The organism is uncultured Empedobacter sp. (genome assembly GCF_937930195.1).
GTDB classification, from domain to species: domain Bacteria; phylum Bacteroidota; class Bacteroidia; order Flavobacteriales; family Weeksellaceae; genus Empedobacter; species Empedobacter stercoris.
Genome location: NZ_CALGVK010000158.1, coordinates 1 through 16,451, shown reverse-complemented (window position 1 = coordinate 16,451; position 16,451 = coordinate 1). Strand labels below are relative to the sequence as shown.

The 16,451-nt window shown below is 32.0% G+C and carries 15 protein-coding genes; 6 read left to right on the top strand and 9 right to left on the bottom strand.

All coding sequences use genetic code 11. The annotated features are described in order from the left end of the window. Positions 1-179 precede the first annotated feature (179 nt). Positions 180-671 (bottom strand): DinB family protein, encoded by a 492-nt coding sequence (locus Q0616_RS09000; protein ID WP_225540491.1) that lies wholly within the window; start codon positions 669-671, stop codon positions 180-182. A gap of 217 nt (positions 672-888) precedes the next feature. Between Q0616_RS09000 and Q0616_RS08995 the strand changes: the two genes are divergently transcribed. The 4 genes from Q0616_RS08995 (at position 889) to Q0616_RS08980 (ending at position 4,744) form a co-directional block, all read left to right on the top strand. After that, a complete protein-coding gene (locus tag Q0616_RS08995) occupies positions 889-2,529 on the top strand; it encodes an AMP-binding protein (RefSeq protein ID WP_171623607.1) in 1,641 nt (546 codons plus the stop codon). A gap of 95 nt (positions 2,530-2,624) precedes the next feature. After that, on the top strand, positions 2,625-3,794 hold the full coding sequence (locus tag Q0616_RS08990) for a sigma-54 dependent transcriptional regulator (RefSeq protein WP_171623606.1): 1,170 nt from the start codon (positions 2,625-2,627) through the stop codon (positions 3,792-3,794). 9 nt (positions 3,795-3,803) lie between these two features. Then, complete coding sequence (locus tag Q0616_RS08985) at positions 3,804-4,232, top strand: hypothetical protein (protein WP_171623605.1); 429 nt, start codon at positions 3,804-3,806, stop codon at positions 4,230-4,232. Then, on the top strand, positions 4,229-4,744 hold the full coding sequence (locus tag Q0616_RS08980) for a hypothetical protein (RefSeq protein ID WP_260542930.1): 516 nt from the start codon (positions 4,229-4,231) through the stop codon (positions 4,742-4,744). Before Q0616_RS08985 ends, Q0616_RS08980 begins: the two co-directional genes overlap by 4 nt. A 211-nt stretch (positions 4,745-4,955) precedes the next feature. On the opposite strand, the gene Q0616_RS08975 is transcribed toward Q0616_RS08980, so the two are convergent. The 8 genes from Q0616_RS08975 to Q0616_RS08940 all read right to left on the bottom strand — a co-directional run bounded on the left by Q0616_RS08975 (position 4,956) and on the right by Q0616_RS08940 (position 13,556). Continuing rightward, on the bottom strand, positions 4,956-6,581 hold the full coding sequence (locus Q0616_RS08975) for a S8 family serine peptidase (RefSeq protein WP_260542932.1): 1,626 nt from the start codon (positions 6,579-6,581) through the stop codon (positions 4,956-4,958). A gap of 119 nt (positions 6,582-6,700) precedes the next feature. Continuing rightward, a complete protein-coding gene (locus tag Q0616_RS08970) occupies positions 6,701-8,302 on the bottom strand; it encodes a S8 family serine peptidase (RefSeq protein WP_298776591.1) in 1,602 nt (533 codons plus the stop codon). A gap of 4 nt (positions 8,303-8,306) precedes the next feature. Beyond that, positions 8,307-8,912: a WbqC family protein gene (locus Q0616_RS08965; RefSeq protein WP_298776589.1), complete on the bottom strand. Its 606-nt coding sequence runs from the start codon at positions 8,910-8,912 to the stop codon at positions 8,307-8,309. Between the two features lie 121 nt (positions 8,913-9,033). Continuing rightward, complete coding sequence (gene lepB, locus Q0616_RS08960; protein WP_298776587.1) at positions 9,034-10,596, bottom strand: signal peptidase I; 1,563 nt, start codon at positions 10,594-10,596, stop codon at positions 9,034-9,036. Between the two features lie 26 nt (positions 10,597-10,622). Then, the gene (gene dapB, locus Q0616_RS08955) at positions 10,623-11,327 is read right to left on the bottom strand and encodes a 4-hydroxy-tetrahydrodipicolinate reductase (RefSeq protein ID WP_260542939.1); all 705 of its coding nucleotides are present in this window, start codon (positions 11,325-11,327) and stop codon (positions 10,623-10,625) included. A 9-nt stretch (positions 11,328-11,336) separates the two neighbouring features. After that, positions 11,337-11,897 (bottom strand): DUF5683 domain-containing protein, encoded by a 561-nt coding sequence (locus Q0616_RS08950; RefSeq protein WP_171623598.1) that lies wholly within the window; start codon positions 11,895-11,897, stop codon positions 11,337-11,339. Further along, on the bottom strand, positions 11,887-12,777 hold the full coding sequence (locus tag Q0616_RS08945; protein ID WP_171623597.1) for a ParB/RepB/Spo0J family partition protein: 891 nt from the start codon (positions 12,775-12,777) through the stop codon (positions 11,887-11,889). The genes Q0616_RS08950 and Q0616_RS08945 overlap by 11 nt, the downstream gene beginning before the upstream one ends. Positions 12,778-12,782: 5 nt before the next feature. Further along, the gene (locus Q0616_RS08940; protein ID WP_171623596.1) at positions 12,783-13,556 is read right to left on the bottom strand and encodes an AAA family ATPase; all 774 of its coding nucleotides are present in this window, start codon (positions 13,554-13,556) and stop codon (positions 12,783-12,785) included. Between the two features lie 418 nt (positions 13,557-13,974). Between Q0616_RS08940 and Q0616_RS08935 the strand changes: the two genes are divergently transcribed. Next, positions 13,975-15,357 carry an arginine decarboxylase gene (locus Q0616_RS08935; RefSeq protein ID WP_171623595.1) on the top strand — a complete coding sequence of 461 codons (1,383 nt, stop codon included), beginning with the start codon at positions 13,975-13,977 and terminating at the stop codon, positions 15,355-15,357. A gap of 31 nt (positions 15,358-15,388) precedes the next feature. After that, on the top strand, positions 15,389-16,363 hold the full coding sequence (locus tag Q0616_RS08930; RefSeq protein ID WP_171623594.1) for a deoxyhypusine synthase family protein: 975 nt from the start codon (positions 15,389-15,391) through the stop codon (positions 16,361-16,363). Positions 16,364-16,451 lie beyond the last annotated feature (88 nt).

Genomic DNA, 16,451 nt, shown 5'->3' with positions numbered 1-16,451 from the left:
ACAATTACTTTTAAATATACACAACAAAATAAAAAAGTTATTCTGCGTCATTTAAGCAAAGATTCTATATTACTATTAGATCAAGCAAAAGGTGTTATAGAAGTCAATATTGAAGAAGATCCTACTTATAATGTAATGCCAAAATAAATAAAAAAAACAGCTTTGTAAAGCTGTTTTTTTTATAAATATCGTTCGTTGATCACATTCATATGATGAATAGAATGACCAGCCATTACAAAACCAATTTTTTCGACAGAAAATTCTCGATCACCAACTTTTCCAATCCTATTTAAGGTTTCATCGTCAAAAGATTTGAATTGAAAATACGTAGCTTTCATCAAATTCGTCCATTCTTTGATCAATTCTTCTGGTTTTCGACTTTTTGCGTTAGAAGTCAAAACGTAGGCATTTTCATCAAAAAAATTTAATGTCTGAGCATCTTCTCTCGCAATATGCTGAGCACGATATGAAAAAATACGTTCACAATCAATGCAATGTTGTATCATTTCCTTTATTGTCCATTTTTCCTCAGCATAAGCATAATCCCACTTATTTAATTCGGTAACAATTGTTAAGGTTTTTTTGATATCAGCAATTCTTGTTTGTAAAGCATCTACGACTTCTATTCCATCATAAATAGAAGTATAATTTTCATGGTTTATTGTATTCATTTTTTTGTAATTTTTTACAATTTAAGCATTATTAAAATGACTTATTTTAAGTATTTGTTAAAATTTATGCTACATTTTTTTGAAATTAATTTTAAATCTAATAAAAAAATAAGATTCTTATAGATATCTAAAATCTTGCATTTGATAAGTTTCTTTTCCGAAAAAACGTTGCTATGTTTGAGAGTAAAGTAATTTTTAAAATAAAGAATATAAATAGATGATAGCGAACTTATCATACTCAAGCGGTGCTTCTAAATATCCTCTATTGGGAGAAACAATTGGAGAAAATTTACGCAATACTGTCGCAAAATATCCTCAGCAAGAGGCATTGGTTTGCGTTGATCAAAATTACCGTGCGACCTATACAGAGTTTTATTCTCAAACAGAACAAATTGCTAAATCATTAATTGCAATTGGCCTAAAAAAAGGTGATCGTGTTGGAATTTGGGCACCTAATCGCGCCGAATGGACATTATTGCAGTATGCAACTGCTCGTGTCGGAATGATTCTCGTTAACCTTAATCCTGCATACAGAGAAAATGAACTTGAATTTGTTTTAAATCAAGCCGAAATTTCAGCTGTTTTTGCAGCTTTAAGTTTCAAATCAAGTCAATATAAAATCATGTTGAACAATGTGAAGCAAAATGCTAAAATGTTAGAACATATTATCATTTTTGAAGAAAATTGGAATGATTTTTTAGAACAAGGTGAAGAAATATCAACATCCGAAATTCATCAAATCGAACAATCCGTACAGTTTGATGATGCAGTTAATATTCAGTATACTTCTGGGACAACAGGTTTTCCGAAAGGTGTTACTCTAACACATCATAATTTATTGAATAATGGTTTCTTTATTGGAATACGATTAAATTATACACATTTAGATCGTGTATGTATACCAGTTCCTTTTTATCATTGTTTTGGAATGGTTATCGGAAATATGGCTTGTACTTCTCATGGTGCTTGTATGGTCATCCCATCTGAAAGTTTTGATCCAGAAAAAACGCTAAATGCTGTAGAAATAGAGAAATGTACTTCTCTTTATGGAGTTCCTACGATGTTTATAGCGGAATTGGAATTGCCAAATTTTGATCGTTTTGATTTATCTTCTTTAAGAACTGGCGTAATGGCAGGATCGCCTTGTCCAATAGAAATCATGAAGAAAGTTCAATCTAAAATGAATATGAAAGAAGTATCAATTTGTTATGGAATGACGGAAACTTCTCCTGTTTCGACCCAAACAATTATCGGTACTCCTTTAGAAAAACAAGTTTCAACGGTTGGTACAGTTCAAGACCATTTAGAAATTAAAATTATTGATCCGCAAACAGGTGAAATATTACCACGTGGCATTGCTGGTGAATTTTGCACTAGAGGTTATTCAGTTATGCAAAAATATTGGAATAATCCAGAAGCAACAGCTCAAGTGATAGATGAAAATAACTGGTTGCATACCGGAGATTTAGCGACGATGGATGTCGATGGTTATATTAATATTACAGGAAGAATTAAAGATATTATTATTAGAGGTGGTGAAAATATTTCACCTAAGGAGATCGAAGACTTTTTGTATGAACACGAAGCAATTTCGGATGTTCAAATTATTGGAGTTCCAAGTATTAAATATGGTGAAGAAGTGATGGCATGGGTAAAAGTGAAAGAAGGTATAACAGTAACAGAAGATGAACTAAAAGAATACTGTTTATCAATTGCACATTTTAAACGTCCAAAATTTTGGAAATTTGTAACTGAATTTCCAATGACAATATCTGGTAAAATCAGAAAAATAGAAATGCGTGAAGTCTCAATTCGAGAATTAAACTTAGAAACCGCTCAAAAAGTAAAAACATCTTAAAAATCATTAAAAAGAAATAAAAGTAGACTCAAGAATAATAATTTCAGTTATCTTTGAGTCTATTTAATTTTGTATAAAAATAAACGATATTAACGATGTCAAATATCTTATTAATCGAGGATGAACAGGCTATCCGAAATGTTTTGAAAAGTATCCTAATGGACGAAAATCCGAAATGGAAAGTTGATGAAGCAGAAAACGGAGTGGTTGGAATTGAAAAAATAAAAGAAAAAGAGTACGACTTAATTATAAGTGATATTAAAATGCCATTGAAAGATGGGATGGAGGTTCTTTCGGAAGCTATGGAATACAATCCTGATTTAACAATGGTAATGATCACTGGACATGGTGACGTGGATTTGGCTGTAGACGCAATAAAGAAAGGTGCCTATGATTTTATATCAAAACCACCAGATTTAAATAAATTATTAACCACTGTTCGCAATGCCTTAGATCGTAAATCGTTATTGTCTACGAACAAAGAATTAAAGAAAGAAAATAAAGCATTAAAGAAAAAAGTAGCAAAAAAATATGAAATGATTGGTGAAGCTCCAGCAATTGCTGAAGTAAAACAAATTATTGATAAAGTAGCTGCTACAGATGCTCGTGTACTTATTCTTGGACCAAATGGAACAGGAAAAGAATTAGTTGCTCATCATTTACATGAAAAAAGTGACCGTAGTGTTAAACCTTTAGTTGAAGTGAATTGTGCTGCGATTCCTGCAGAATTAATAGAAAGCGAATTATTTGGACATGTAAAAGGTTCGTTTACAGGTGCTGTTAAAGATAAACAAGGAAAATTTGAATTAGCAAACGAAGGTACAATTTTCTTAGATGAAATAGGGGATATGAGTCTTTCTGCACAGGCCAAAGTTTTGCGAGCGTTGCAAGAAGGAAAGGTTTCACCAGTTGGTTCTGAAAAGGAAATTAATGTAAATGTTCGTGTAATTGCAGCAACGAATAAAGACTTACGTAAAGAGATTGAAGAAGGTCGCTTTCGCGAAGATTTATACCATCGTTTGGCTGTTATTATTATTAATGTTCCTGCTCTTAATGACCGCAAGGATGATATCCCATTATTGGTAGAACATTTTATAACAGACACAACAAGTCAAAAATCTTTTGATAAATCGGCTTACGATGCTTTAAAAGAATTGGATTGGACAGGAAACATACGCGAGTTGAGAAATGTTGTTGAACGATTATTAATTCTCGGAGATGATCCAATTTCAAGAAAAGATGTTGAACAATTTGTGAAAAAATAAACTGTTTTCATGACAAGAAATGTTATTTTTCTAATAGCTTTTATTTTTTTGATGTTTTCGTGTAAGAATGAAAAAACAGAAATAGACAAAAGTTCTGATGGTTTGTCGCATGAAGACGTATTGTCATTAGAAAAAAGTTCTGTCTTTACGAATGAAACGCTTGTTTACAAAGGAATTTTTGAAGGGAATTACTATGGTGATAAAATCATCTTGAAATTGACTGAAAAATCATTTTTAGTAGAGTACAAAGGTCAATCGTTTGAAGGAGAATTGTTTAAAAAAGATGATGGTTCTTTAATAGAACTCGCGCCTAAAAAGAAAAAATTACCTTTTCAGTTTTTACGTTGGTCAGATAATTCAGAAATCATGATTCTAAATGAAGATGGAATGGCAGACGATAATGGCGAAAATTATTTAACTAGAATTTCAGAAAAATGAAAATAATATTTACGTGGATTTTCAGTGTTTTAATATTAACTAATTTGGTGAGTTGTAATTCAAATTCATCAAATAAAAATGATGAATTAGGAAAACGATTTTTCGAAAATTACTCTACTCGTGCCGATTATAAAAAAATGTTGTCTTTTTATAATGATAGTTTGGTATACGAAAATGTAGCCCAATATTCGGGTGCTTCAACAATTGATCCTCGTTATCTTTTGAATGAAATTGTGCGTTGGAATGATACGACTATGCAGTATGAGAACAACCAATTGTTGGAAGTAAAAGATTTATTTTCAAATGATTCGATGATTATTGCCAATGGAGAATTTTCTGCTTACACCTATAATGGAATGAATTTTCCTTCGATGAAGTTTACCACTTTTTTATATTTGGATGAAAATTCAAAAATAAAAAAACAAGTAGATTGGTTCAATTATCCAATCGAAGATATTATTGAGTTGTATCAATTGCAACAAAGTCAACAAAAAATAAAATTAGATCAATAATAATCAAATAAAAATCCAGTTAACGATTTAACTGGATTTTTTCTTCAAGATTTATAAAATATATTAGCTAAAAAACGCCATAGAACAAACCATTAAAGCTGTTATTCCTGAATAGAAAAGCCCAAAGTATAATACGATTTAAACAATTTTTATTAAAAAAAATACCTCTCATAATCGAGAGGTATTTTTGTATTATACGTTTTATGAAAAATTATTTCAAATTTTTATCTGTATAAATCTTTTCAGCTAATTGTACAGCTTTATATGCATCAACAACACCTCCAGTTACAGAAATATCTTTTAATTGATCATTTTTATTGACAGAATCTAAAATGATTTGTTTCACTTGTTGTGTTGTCAATTTTGGATAATGTGACCAAACTAATGCTGCAACACCTGCAACAACTGGTGAAGCCATAGAAGTTCCAGAATTTGATTTGTATTCGCCATCTCTTGTTGGGATTGCAGAGTAAATATCAGAACCTGGAGCAAATACATCTACAGATTTTTTACCGTAATTAGAAAAACTAGATTTTAATTCATCTTTATTACTTGTATTCGAACCAACAGTAATCACATTGTTAGAAATTGCTGTACCCGCTTCGTTATAAACCGTAGGAAAATGTATATTCGTGTCGATGTTTTCGTTATCGTTTCCTGCTGCTTTTATCAATAAAACACCTTTGTCTTGTGCATATTTAAACGCTTCCCAAACTGCTTTTACATCAGGAGAATACGCTTTCCCAAAAGACATATTCAAGATTTTAGCACCATTGTCAGTCGCATAACGAATAGCGTTTGCAACATCTTTGTCGCGCTCATCACCATTAGGCACAGTACGAACAGACATTATTTTTACATTTCCTTGTCCAGCAATACCATCTATTCCAATTCCATTACCAGATTTTGCCGCAATAATTCCAGCAACGTGTGTTCCGTGGTTTGAATCTGGACCGTCTACATCCGAATTTCCATAGTATCTCTCATTCACATTGGCATAATCATCACCAACAATAGGACGAGGATCTAACTCTGTATTTAAGTTAATTTCTACTTGTTCTTTGTAATATTTCGCACCTTCAGCAATTTCATCACCTACTTTTTTCAAAAACTCTTTCATTGTCTTACCATCCCAAGCTTCTTTTGGAACCATCGCGAAAATCATCATACCTTGCTGAGCTTCTTTCGATTTTGGTTGAAAGGTAGACATGTTTTTTTCGTCCAAATCCTTTTCTCCCCATTCAGAAATTAATACTGGAAAACTAACTTTGAAAATTTCATCCATTTGCTGATATTGCATAGCACCTTGTTTAGCTTCAGCTAATTTATTTTCGAATTCTACTTTTATTTTTTGGTATTCTTCAAATTTTTCAGGGTATTTGGTTTTATTTGAAGCAGCATCGGTACTCGTTTCGAAAAGGTTTTTATATTTTACAAAAAGACGTGTTAATTCTAATGTATCGCCATCGACGTTTTTACCATCTTTTCCTCCAATAAAATTCCAACCATGCACATCATCAATGTATCCATTTTTGTCGTCATCTTTTCCATTTCCAGCAATTTCTTTTGCATTGATCCATACATTATCTTTTAAATCTGCATGTGTCACTTCAACACCAGAATCTAAAACTCCGACAATTAATTGCGATGGTTTACGTTTTTTTGATTCTAAAAATTGAATTGCTTTTTGTGTATTAACACCATAAACACCACTTTCTTCAAGAGATTCGTGTTGCCAATATTTTTGGTCAACCTTTGGTAATGGAATAGTTTCTTGTGCGAATGATGCCACACCAATAAACATGGCAACAGATATACTTAATAAGAATTTTTTCATAATAAATTTTTCTATATATGTCGGATAACAAAGCGAATTGTTACACATTGAGTTTTCGTATTTTGAAAATACAAAAAAGGCTCCAAATTAGGGAGCCTTTTTATAATGTTGTGTTAAAATTATTTCAATTTACGTTGTTTGTAAATTTCTTCAGCTTTTTGTACAGCTTTGTACGAATCTACAACACCTCCAGCAACAGAAATGTCTTTTAATTGATCATTTTTATTCACTGTTTCCATTAAAATATTACGAATATCCTCTGCAGTTAATTTTGGATAGTGTGACCAAACCATTGCAGCAACACCAGCAACAGCAGGAGAAGCCATAGAAGTTCCATTTAAGAAACGGTATTGATCTACACCTGGATAAGTAGCATAAATTTCTTGTCCTGGTCCAAAAACATCAACTGATTTTTTACCATAATTTGAGAAACGAGCTTTTAAAGCATTTGGATCTTTTGTTGATGCACCAACTGTTAAAACAGATTTAGAAACTGCATTTCCATTTCTGAAATTTGTTGGATAATGAACATGAACATCAATATCTTCGTTGCTGTTTCCTGCTGCTTTTACAATTAAAACTCCTTTATCCGAAGCATATTTGAAAGCATCCCAAACTAAATCCGCATCGGGAGAGTATGGTTTTCCGAAAGACATGTTTAAGATTTTAGCACCATTGTCCACTGCATAATAAATTGCATTTGCAACATCTTTGTCACGCTCATCACCATTTGGAACTGTACGAACTGACATAATTTTTACATTATTTCCACCAATTGTACCATCGTTTCCGATGTTATTTCCTCTTACAGCACCGATGATTCCAGCAACGTGTGTTCCATGAGATGACTCAGGTCCATTAGAATCACCATTTCCGTAAAAACGTTCTTTCTTATCGTTTGGATTGTCAACGTCTTTGCGATCAACTAAATTTAAGTTCAGGTGAGATGTTAAAGCATCACCTTTTGCAGCACGGCGTGCAGCTCCTAAGTAAGTATTGGCAACCTCTTTCATGGTTTTACCAACCCATTGCTCTTCTTTTAATTCACCAAAAATCCATAAAGCTTCTAAAATTTGTGAATCTGTTGGTTGGTAATTAGCCAAAACATCTTTTGATAATTTAGTGTCACCAAATTCTAAAACCATTTTATTTACACCACCTTCAACTGCGTTTAGTTTTGATTGTGCAACTTGTTGGTTGTATTTTGCTTTACCTACAGCGCTTAAATATTCTTTTTCAATTTTTTGAAACTCTGCATATTCTGTTGGATTTTTTGCAATTGCAGCATGATTTTTTTTCTGATCGTAAGTAGCGTATTTATTCGATAAGTTTTTGTAAATACGCGTTATTTCAGTTGTATCATCATTATAATTGATTCCTTTCGCTGTTCCCAAATAAGACCATCCGTGTACGTCATCAATGTAACCATTTTTGTCATCATCAATTCCGTTTCCTGGGATTTCTTTTGGATTTGACCACATATTTGCTTTCAAATCTTCGTGGAAATGCTCAACACCACTGTCTAATACGCCTACAATAATTGTATTGGCTTTTCTTTTATTGTCTTTTAAAAATTGTAATGCTTGATCAGTATTTACACCATAAATACCTGTTTGTTCTACACTTGCATGGTACCATTTTTCTTTCGGTACTTCTGTTGTTTGTGCTTGAGCAAACCCTAATGTAAAGGCAAATCCTAAAGCAATAAATAATTTTCTCATGTTGTTATTTTATTAAGTTTTTTAAATACACTGCGGCACTTGGACCTTCGCTAAAAAGTAAATCGAAGATACTCAATCCTTCAACGGATTCAACTTTGTCATCAAAAACTTGTGCGTATTCGGGTAAATGGTATTGAGGTGCTTTTTTAGCAGAAAATTGATTTCTAAAATCATTTTCAGGTAATATAGATTGATAAGTTTCTGTTTTAGAAACTTCCAAGTCTAAGTTTAATTTTTTGTTGATGAATTCAATTGTTTTTAAATTCAAATCCAATAAAAATTTTTCCTTCTGTTCTAAAATTGGAATAATTTCATCTTCATAATACTCAAAATATGGAGAACTTTGATAAGCTGATTTTAACGATTTGATGTGTTCTTTCTGCCAATCATATTCATAAGAAGGTTGTAAATCTTTGAACAATCGAGTTCCGTTGTGAAAGATGGGAATATTTAACATCAACTTACCATTTGCGCCCAAAATATACATGCGATTACGGTAAGTTTGCTTTTGAAAATTTTCTTGAACTTCGATATCCAAAGTCTGGCTTTTTACCATTTCTGCATAGTAATCAATCGGTCCAAAATAAAAAGCGGCAAACGTATTTTTCATTCGTTTTTATTATTTTTCTGTATATAAACTGTGCATTACAATTACTTATAATGCACAGTTTTGAGTTATTTATTTTTTGAATAACAAATTTTATGTTTTAAAATTTGACTACAAAATAATTTTAATAGTTGTTTTTCTTTTTCTCTTTTCGAGCTTTTACAATATCGTATCCAATCCAACCAATTAACGCAATTAAAACATAAATTCCGTACGATGTTTTGTTTGGATTATCGTTGTTGATTGAGGTAAAGAATCGATCCCATATAAATTTCTTAGGAGCTGCAGGTTCAAACATTCCATTCATATTTGCCCAAATCATAATTGGACGACCAATGATATGATCTTCTCCAACATATCCAAAGAAACGCGCATCTAATGATTGATTTCTGTTATCACCAACCATAAAATAGTAGTTTTGTTTGATTTCGTATTTGTCTGTTTTTTGATCGTTGATAAATACATCAAACTTACCATTAGCAGAATCAACTTTTAGCGTATTGTTTTCGTAACGACGAATAATATTGATGTATTGTGCCAACGTTTCGTTGTTAACATCTACAACATCTCCTTTTTTCGGAATGTATAAAGGACCGTATTGATCTGTATTCCAGTTTTTGTTAACAGGGAAAATCGTATTTGTACTATCGATTTTACCATTCACAATATGTTCTGTTTTTTGACCAACTGGTTGTAAAATAGGTTCGATAGAAACTACATTTGCATTCGATTTCATTGCTGTGACATGTGCGTCAGTTAATGCAGCAAATTGATAGATAAATGTACCATCAGTTTGTTTTCCAGCTTGATAATCTGTACTGATAATTCCAAAATTATCGTATAATAGTTTATCACTAAATGGAGTTTTTACAACCACTAAATATGAATGTTGAACTTGTGCATCTTTTTTCGGGATGAATTTTTTGTCGTTTACATATAAAACACCATTTCGAATTTGAACTGTTTCTCCTGGCAAACCAACCAAACGTTTTACATATGCATCTTTACGATCAATCGCATTGTAAATAGAATCGGTAGGGTAATTGAAAACAACAATGTCATTTGATTTTAAATCTCTCCAACCCGGAACACGCATGTAAGGCAAACGTGCTTTATCGATAAAACCATCACGGTAAATGAATTCTGAGAAAGGAATTCCAATAGGAGTAATAGGAACACGTGCACCGTAACTTACTTTCTCTACAAAAAGGGCATCACCAATTTTGATTGTATTTTCCATTGATCCTGTAGGAACAATCATAGGTTGTATAAACCAGTTGTGAACTAATGTCGCTAATACAAGCGCAAAAATTAAGGAAGAAACAAAAGTAGGTTTACGTTTTTCAGGACCTAAATATTTTGGATTATCAGCATAATTTACTGCAAAAATGTATAAACCTAATGTCAAAACCATGATGACTTTATCTTTCGTTTCTATTTTTCCGTAAGAGTCGCCTAAATCAACAAAGAATACTAACCAAAAAATAGGGCCAACAATTGGCAAATAAAATAGAATAATCCACCATTTTGGACGATGAATAATTTCTAAACCTTTCCAAATATTAAGAAAGGGAATATAGGCCTGCCAAGCTTCTTTTCCTGCATTTTTATATAATTTCCAAGTTGCAGCTCCAAAGATTACATTGGCTATGATAAAACCAATTAACCAGTAAATTAGTACATGCATAAGTTTTTGATATTTAGTATTTTAATTTAGTTCAGTTCAAGTACATCTTTCATTGTAAAAACACCTTGTTTATTCCAAATCCATTCCGCAGCAATTACAGCACCTAAGGCAAAACCTTTGCGTGAATGAGCGGTATGAGAAATTTCAATTGTGTCTACTTCCGAATTATATTGCACGATATGTGTTCCAGGAACATCTTCTATTCTTTTTGCTTCGACAGGAATAATATCTTTTGCTTTTTCATCCATCGACCAAGAAGTATAAGAAGAATGATCAATAATTCCTTCTGCAATTGTAATTGCAGTTCCTGAAGGTGCATCAAGTTTTTGTGTGTGATGAATTTCTTCTAAATTAATTTGATATTCGTTGCGGTATTTATTCATCATTCGAGCTAAAATAGAATTCAATTCAAAGAATAAATTTACACCTAAACTAAAATTAGAAGCATATAAAAAAGCCGTATGATTAGCAATGGCTAATTGATTTATTTCACCTTGTTTCTCTAACCATCCTGTTGTTCCACATATAGTTGCAACGTTGTTCTCAAGTAATACTTTAAGATTATCGAATGCAAATTCTGGTCGAGAAAATTCGATTGCAACTTCAACATCTTTTAATTCTTCTGGAAGAGGAGTACGAGAAATTTTAAGTACAACATCATGACCACGTTGAACTAAAATTTCTTCTATTGCTTTTCCCATTTTTCCGTATCCTATTAATGCAATTTTCATCTTTAATTTCTAAAATTTTAAGTTAAATGCCAATCCCAAAACTGGCTCTAATGTCATTTCATCTTGAATGACAGTTGGTTTAAATGACATTTCAGTGTCGTTTCGTACTGTAAATAAATGTGCATCAACTGTAGCATCAACAACATTTAATAAATAAGCTAACGCAGTTAACGCAACACTATAATCACGTTTTCGTTTGTAATCGTCTTGTATAACTGCCAGTTGTTCTGGAGTTAAAATACCAGAAAATTCGTTTGGAGTTCCTTCTCTTACTGCAATGTACGCTTTTCGGTACTTTTTATATAAATTATTGTAATAGATTGTAAAACCTGTGCCTGTACCAACTAATCCCAATGCAATTGGTGCTTTCCACCATTTTTTATTGTACAATTGTCCTGCACCTGGTAAAATAGCTGAATACAACGAAGCTTTGATTGGACTTTTTTCCATTAAGACTTCGTTACTAATTTTAACAGAATCTTTTACGATTAGAGTTGAATCTATTTGAACTTGGGCAAATGAAAACGTTGAAGCCATCATTAATCCAAGAAATAATCCTTTAATTTTCATTCAAAAACTTTCTTAAACGTTCAAACTCATCATCAGAAGTAAAATTCAAAATAATTTTACCTTTACCATTATTCGCACGTTTTATTTCGACTTTCGTTTTCAAAGAATTTGAAATAGAACTTAATGCTTCTTTGTACTGAGAAGGCAATTCATCTTTAGCTTTCTTCTCAGGTTTCCCTTCTTTTATTGATTTGATTAGACGTTCTGTATCACGTACAGATAAATTATTTTTGACAATTTTTTCGTAAATATCAAATTGTAAATCTGCATCATCAATTGCCATTAAAGCACGCCCATGTCCCATCGAAATCATTCCATCTCGAATTCCTGTTTGGATAATTGGATCTAATTTTAATAGACGTAAATAATTTGTAATAGATGTTCTATCTTTCCCAACACGTTTACTTAATTCTTCTTGAGTAAGCTTGATTTCATCCATTAATTGTTGGTAAGAAAGTGCAATTTCAATAGCATCTAAATCTTGACGTTGAATATTTTCGACCAATGCCATTTCCAACATTTCTTGGTCATTTGCTAATCGCACATAAGCCGGAATTGTCTTTTTTCCTGCCAATTGCGAAGCACGAAAACGTCTTTCACCTGAAATCAATTCATATTCACCTGTTGGTTTTTTACGAATTGTAATGGGTTGAATAACGCCTAATGTTTGAATAGAAGCGACTAATTCATCTAAAGCTTTTTTATCAAAATTAGTTCGTGGTTGCCAAGGATTTGCGGTTATTTTTTCTAAATCTATTTCCAAAATATTTCCAACCAATTTCTTCGCACCTTCATCTTGTGCTGTTTTTACCGTTGGTTCATCTTTTAATAGAGCTGATAATCCACGTCCTAAGCGATTATTTTTATTTGGCTTTGCCATTTTATTTAAACTGTATCGTTGTTGTTAATTAAAAATTCTCGCGCTAAATTTAAGTAATTTTCTGCACCTTTACTTGCTGCATCGTACTGAATAATTGTTTCGCCAAAACTTGGCGCTTCAGACAAACGCACATTTCGCGTAATAATTGTTTTGAAAACCATTTGCGGAAAATGATTGTTTACCTCATCTAAAACCTGATTAGATAGGCGTAAACGCGAATCGTACATTGTCAACAATAAACCTTCAATATCCAATTCTTTGTTGTGATGTTGTTGAATTCCTTTTATTGTATTTAATAATTTTCCTAATCCTTCTAAAGCAAAATATTCGCACTGAATAGGAATAATTACAGAATCTGCAGCTGTAAGTGCATTCAAAGTAATCAAGCCAAGTGAAGGCGCACAATCTATAATTATATAATCATATTGATCTTTGATTTCCGACAACGCAGTTTTTAACATGTATTCGCGGTTCTCGTAATCTACAATTTCAATCTCGGCAGCAACTAAATCTAAATGAGCAGGCATTAAGTCTAAGTTAGGCGATTCTGATTGTAAAATAGCTTCGCTTGCAAGAACTTCATGTTCTAATACTTCATAGGTTCCTGCTTCGATTTCATCCAAATCAAAACCTAAACCAGATGTTGCATTTGCTTGCGGATCTGCATCAATTAATAAAACTTTTTTCTCTAAAACACCTAAAGAAGCGGCAAGATTTAACGAGGTTGTCGTTTTTCCTACGCCACCTTTTTGGTTCGCAATAGCAATAATTTTACCCATAATTTACGTTCAAAACGATTTCAAAAATACAATATTTAACCTTGTTAAACCTTAAAGAAAAAATAAAATTTTGAACAATTGTAGAATATTTAAATTATCGCTAACATTAAGAGTTAACTATTGATAAATTTTAATATTATTTTATCTTTTTAACAGAATTAAAAAACATATATTTGCGGCAAGTATTTTTATAATTTTTTTAATAAAAAAAGTTGATGAGTTTTAACCTTTTATTCGAAAGCGTTGAAATTAAAAAAAATCTCAACGCATTACTTTTAATGAATCGAAAAGAGTCTAAGAATTATTCTTTCCCTTTATTGCTTCGCAATGTATATTATGCGATACGTCTGTAATACCCTAAAATTTTTCTCGCAAATTTTTTAGAATTATTCAACACACGTAACATTTATAAAGCATAATGAAAACTAAATACATAGATTTAATCACGCAATCATTTGACTTTCCGCAAGATGAATTTGAATTGGATGGAGAGCACTTAAAATTTAATGGAATCGACTTGAAAGCTTTAGTCGAAGAACATGGAACACCATTAAAATTTACTTACTTACCAAAAATCTCACAAAACATTCAAAGAGCGAAAGGTTGGTTTGAAAAAGCGCGTGAAGAATTAAACTATGAAGGAACTTACAATTATTGTTATTGTACAAAAAGTTCTCACTTTCGTCATATATTAGGCGAAGCATTAAAAAACGATATTCACATCGAGACATCTTCTGCATTTGACATTAATATTGTCGAAAATTTGATTAAAGAAGGATTGATTACAGACGATCAATATATCGTTTGTAATGGTTTTAAACGTGAAGAATATGTAGAAAACATTGCTCGTTTGGTCAATAACGGACATCGCAAAACAATTACAGTTATTGATAATTACGAAGAAGTTGATTTATTTTCGGAAGCTATCGAAGGTGATTTCGAAATCGGAATTCGTATTGCATCTGAAGAAGAACCAAAATTCGAGTTTTATACGTCTCGTTTAGGAATAGGATACAAAGACATTGTTCCTTTCTATCAAACAATGGTAAAACCAAATGAACGCATTAAATTGAAAATGCTTCATTTCTTTATCAATACAGGAATTAAAGATAATTCATATTATTGGAATGAGTTGACAAAATGTTTGAGAGTTTATGTAAACCTTAAGAAAGTTTGTCCAGAATTAGATAGTTTGAATATCGGTGGTGGATTTCCAATCAAAAATTCGTTGAATTTCGAATATGATTACGAATACATGGCGAAAGAAATCTTGTTGCAAATTAAAATGATTTGTGACGAAGAAGGTATTCCTGTTCCAAATATTTTTACAGAATTTGGATCGTTTACAGTAGGTGAAAGTGGAGGAGTGATCTACAAAATTCTTTATCAAAAGAAACAAAATGATAAAGAGTATTGGGATATGATCGATTCATCTTTCATGACGACTTTACCAGATGCTTGGGCAATTTCAAAACGATTTGTAATGTTGCCAATTAACCGTTGGTACGATAAATACGAACGTGTATTATTAGGTGGTTTAACGTGTGATTCTGACGATTATTATAACTCAGAACAACATGTAAATGCTATTTATTTGCCAAAATACGATCAAGCAAAACCATTGTATATTGGTTTCTTTAATACAGGAGCGTATCAAGATAATATCAGTGGATTTGGTGGAATAAATCACTGTTTGATTCCTCAGCCAAAATATATTTTGATTGATGAAAACTACGAAGCAAAAGTGTATTCAGAAGAACAAACACACCAAGATGTGTTGAATACATTGGGATATAAATAATTAGAATTTTAATAAAATAAAAACAAATAAAATGAGTAAAGGACCAATCAGTCAGTTTATAGAGCACAACTATAGACACTTTAATGCAGCTGCATTAGTAGATGCAGCTAAAGGATATGAAGCGCATTTAGAAGATGGGGGAAAAATGTTAATTTCTATGGGAGGTGCAATGAGTACTGCTGAATTAGGAATTTCATTAGCTGAAATGATTCGTCAAGATAAAGTTCAATTTATATCTTGTACAGGAGCTAACTTAGAAGAGGATGTGATGAACTTAGTGGCTCATTCTCATTACAAAAGAGTGCCAAATTATAGAGATTTAACTCCAGAACAAGAAAGAGAATTATTAGATAATCATTATAACCGTGTAACAGATACATGTATTCCTGAAGAGGAAGCATTCCGTCGTTTACAAAAACATTTAGAAGATGTTTGGCATGCTGCTGAAGCAAAAGGTGAACGTTATTTTCCACACGAATTTTTATATCAAGTAGTTAACTCAGGTGTTTTAGAGCAATACTATGAAATTGATCCTAAAGATTCTTGGATTGTTGCTGCGGCTGAGAAAAACTTACCAATCGTTGTTCCAGGATGGGAGGATTCGACTTGTGGAAATATCTTTACTTCAAACGTAATTAAAGGTAATTTGAACGTACATACAGTAAAATCTGGTATCGAATACATGATTTATTTAACAGAATGGTACCGTGCAAATTCTGATGGAAAAGGAGTAGGGTTCTTTCAAATTGCGGGTGGTATCTCAGGAGATTTCCCTATTTGTGTAGTTCCAATGATGTACCAAGATTTAGAATGGACTGATGTTCCGTTCTGGGCATATTTCTGTCAGATTTCTGATTCTACAACATCTTACGGTTCTTATTCAGGAGCAGTTCCTAACGAAAAAATTACATGGGGTAAATTAGATGTTGATACACCAAAATATATGATCGAATCTGATGCGACAATCGTTGCACCATTGATTTTTAATTACATTTTAGGAAACTAAGATTAAATTTTCAACAAATAAAAAAGCCACTTCTATTACACTGCCCCCAAAAAGTTAGACACTTTTGGGGGCATTTTTTATGACAAGA

Bases quoted from the DNA above. Each gene is read 5' to 3' on its own strand.
- Q0616_RS08970 (WP_298776591.1), bottom strand. From the start codon at position 8,302: ATGAGAAAATTATTTATTGCTTTAGGATTTGCCTTTACATTAGGGTTT.
- Q0616_RS08950 (WP_171623598.1), bottom strand. From the start codon at position 11,897: ATGAAAATTAAAGGATTATTTCTTGGATTAATGATGGCTTCAACGTTT.
- dapB (WP_260542939.1), bottom strand. From the start codon at position 11,327: ATGAAAATTGCATTAATAGGATACGGAAAAATGGGAAAAGCAATAGAA.
- Q0616_RS08965 (WP_298776589.1), bottom strand. From the start codon at position 8,912: ATGAAAAATACGTTTGCCGCTTTTTATTTTGGACCGATTGATTACTAT.
- Q0616_RS08985 (WP_171623605.1), top strand. From the start codon at position 3,804: ATGACAAGAAATGTTATTTTTCTAATAGCTTTTATTTTTTTGATGTTT.
- Q0616_RS08975 (WP_260542932.1), bottom strand. From the start codon at position 6,581: ATGAAAAAATTCTTATTAAGTATATCTGTTGCCATGTTTATTGGTGTG.
- Q0616_RS08930 (WP_171623594.1), top strand. From the start codon at position 15,389: ATGAGTAAAGGACCAATCAGTCAGTTTATAGAGCACAACTATAGACAC.
- Q0616_RS08980 (WP_260542930.1), top strand. From the start codon at position 4,229: ATGAAAATAATATTTACGTGGATTTTCAGTGTTTTAATATTAACTAAT.
- lepB (WP_298776587.1), bottom strand. From the start codon at position 10,596: ATGCATGTACTAATTTACTGGTTAATTGGTTTTATCATAGCCAATGTA.
- Q0616_RS08945 (WP_171623597.1), bottom strand. From the start codon at position 12,777: ATGGCAAAGCCAAATAAAAATAATCGCTTAGGACGTGGATTATCAGCT.
- Q0616_RS09000 (WP_225540491.1), bottom strand. From the start codon at position 671: ATGAATACAATAAACCATGAAAATTATACTTCTATTTATGATGGAATA.
- Q0616_RS08935 (WP_171623595.1), top strand. From the start codon at position 13,975: ATGAAAACTAAATACATAGATTTAATCACGCAATCATTTGACTTTCCG.
- Q0616_RS08995 (WP_171623607.1), top strand. From the start codon at position 889: ATGATAGCGAACTTATCATACTCAAGCGGTGCTTCTAAATATCCTCTA.
- Q0616_RS08940 (WP_171623596.1), bottom strand. From the start codon at position 13,556: ATGGGTAAAATTATTGCTATTGCGAACCAAAAAGGTGGCGTAGGAAAA.
- Q0616_RS08990 (WP_171623606.1), top strand. From the start codon at position 2,625: ATGTCAAATATCTTATTAATCGAGGATGAACAGGCTATCCGAAATGTT.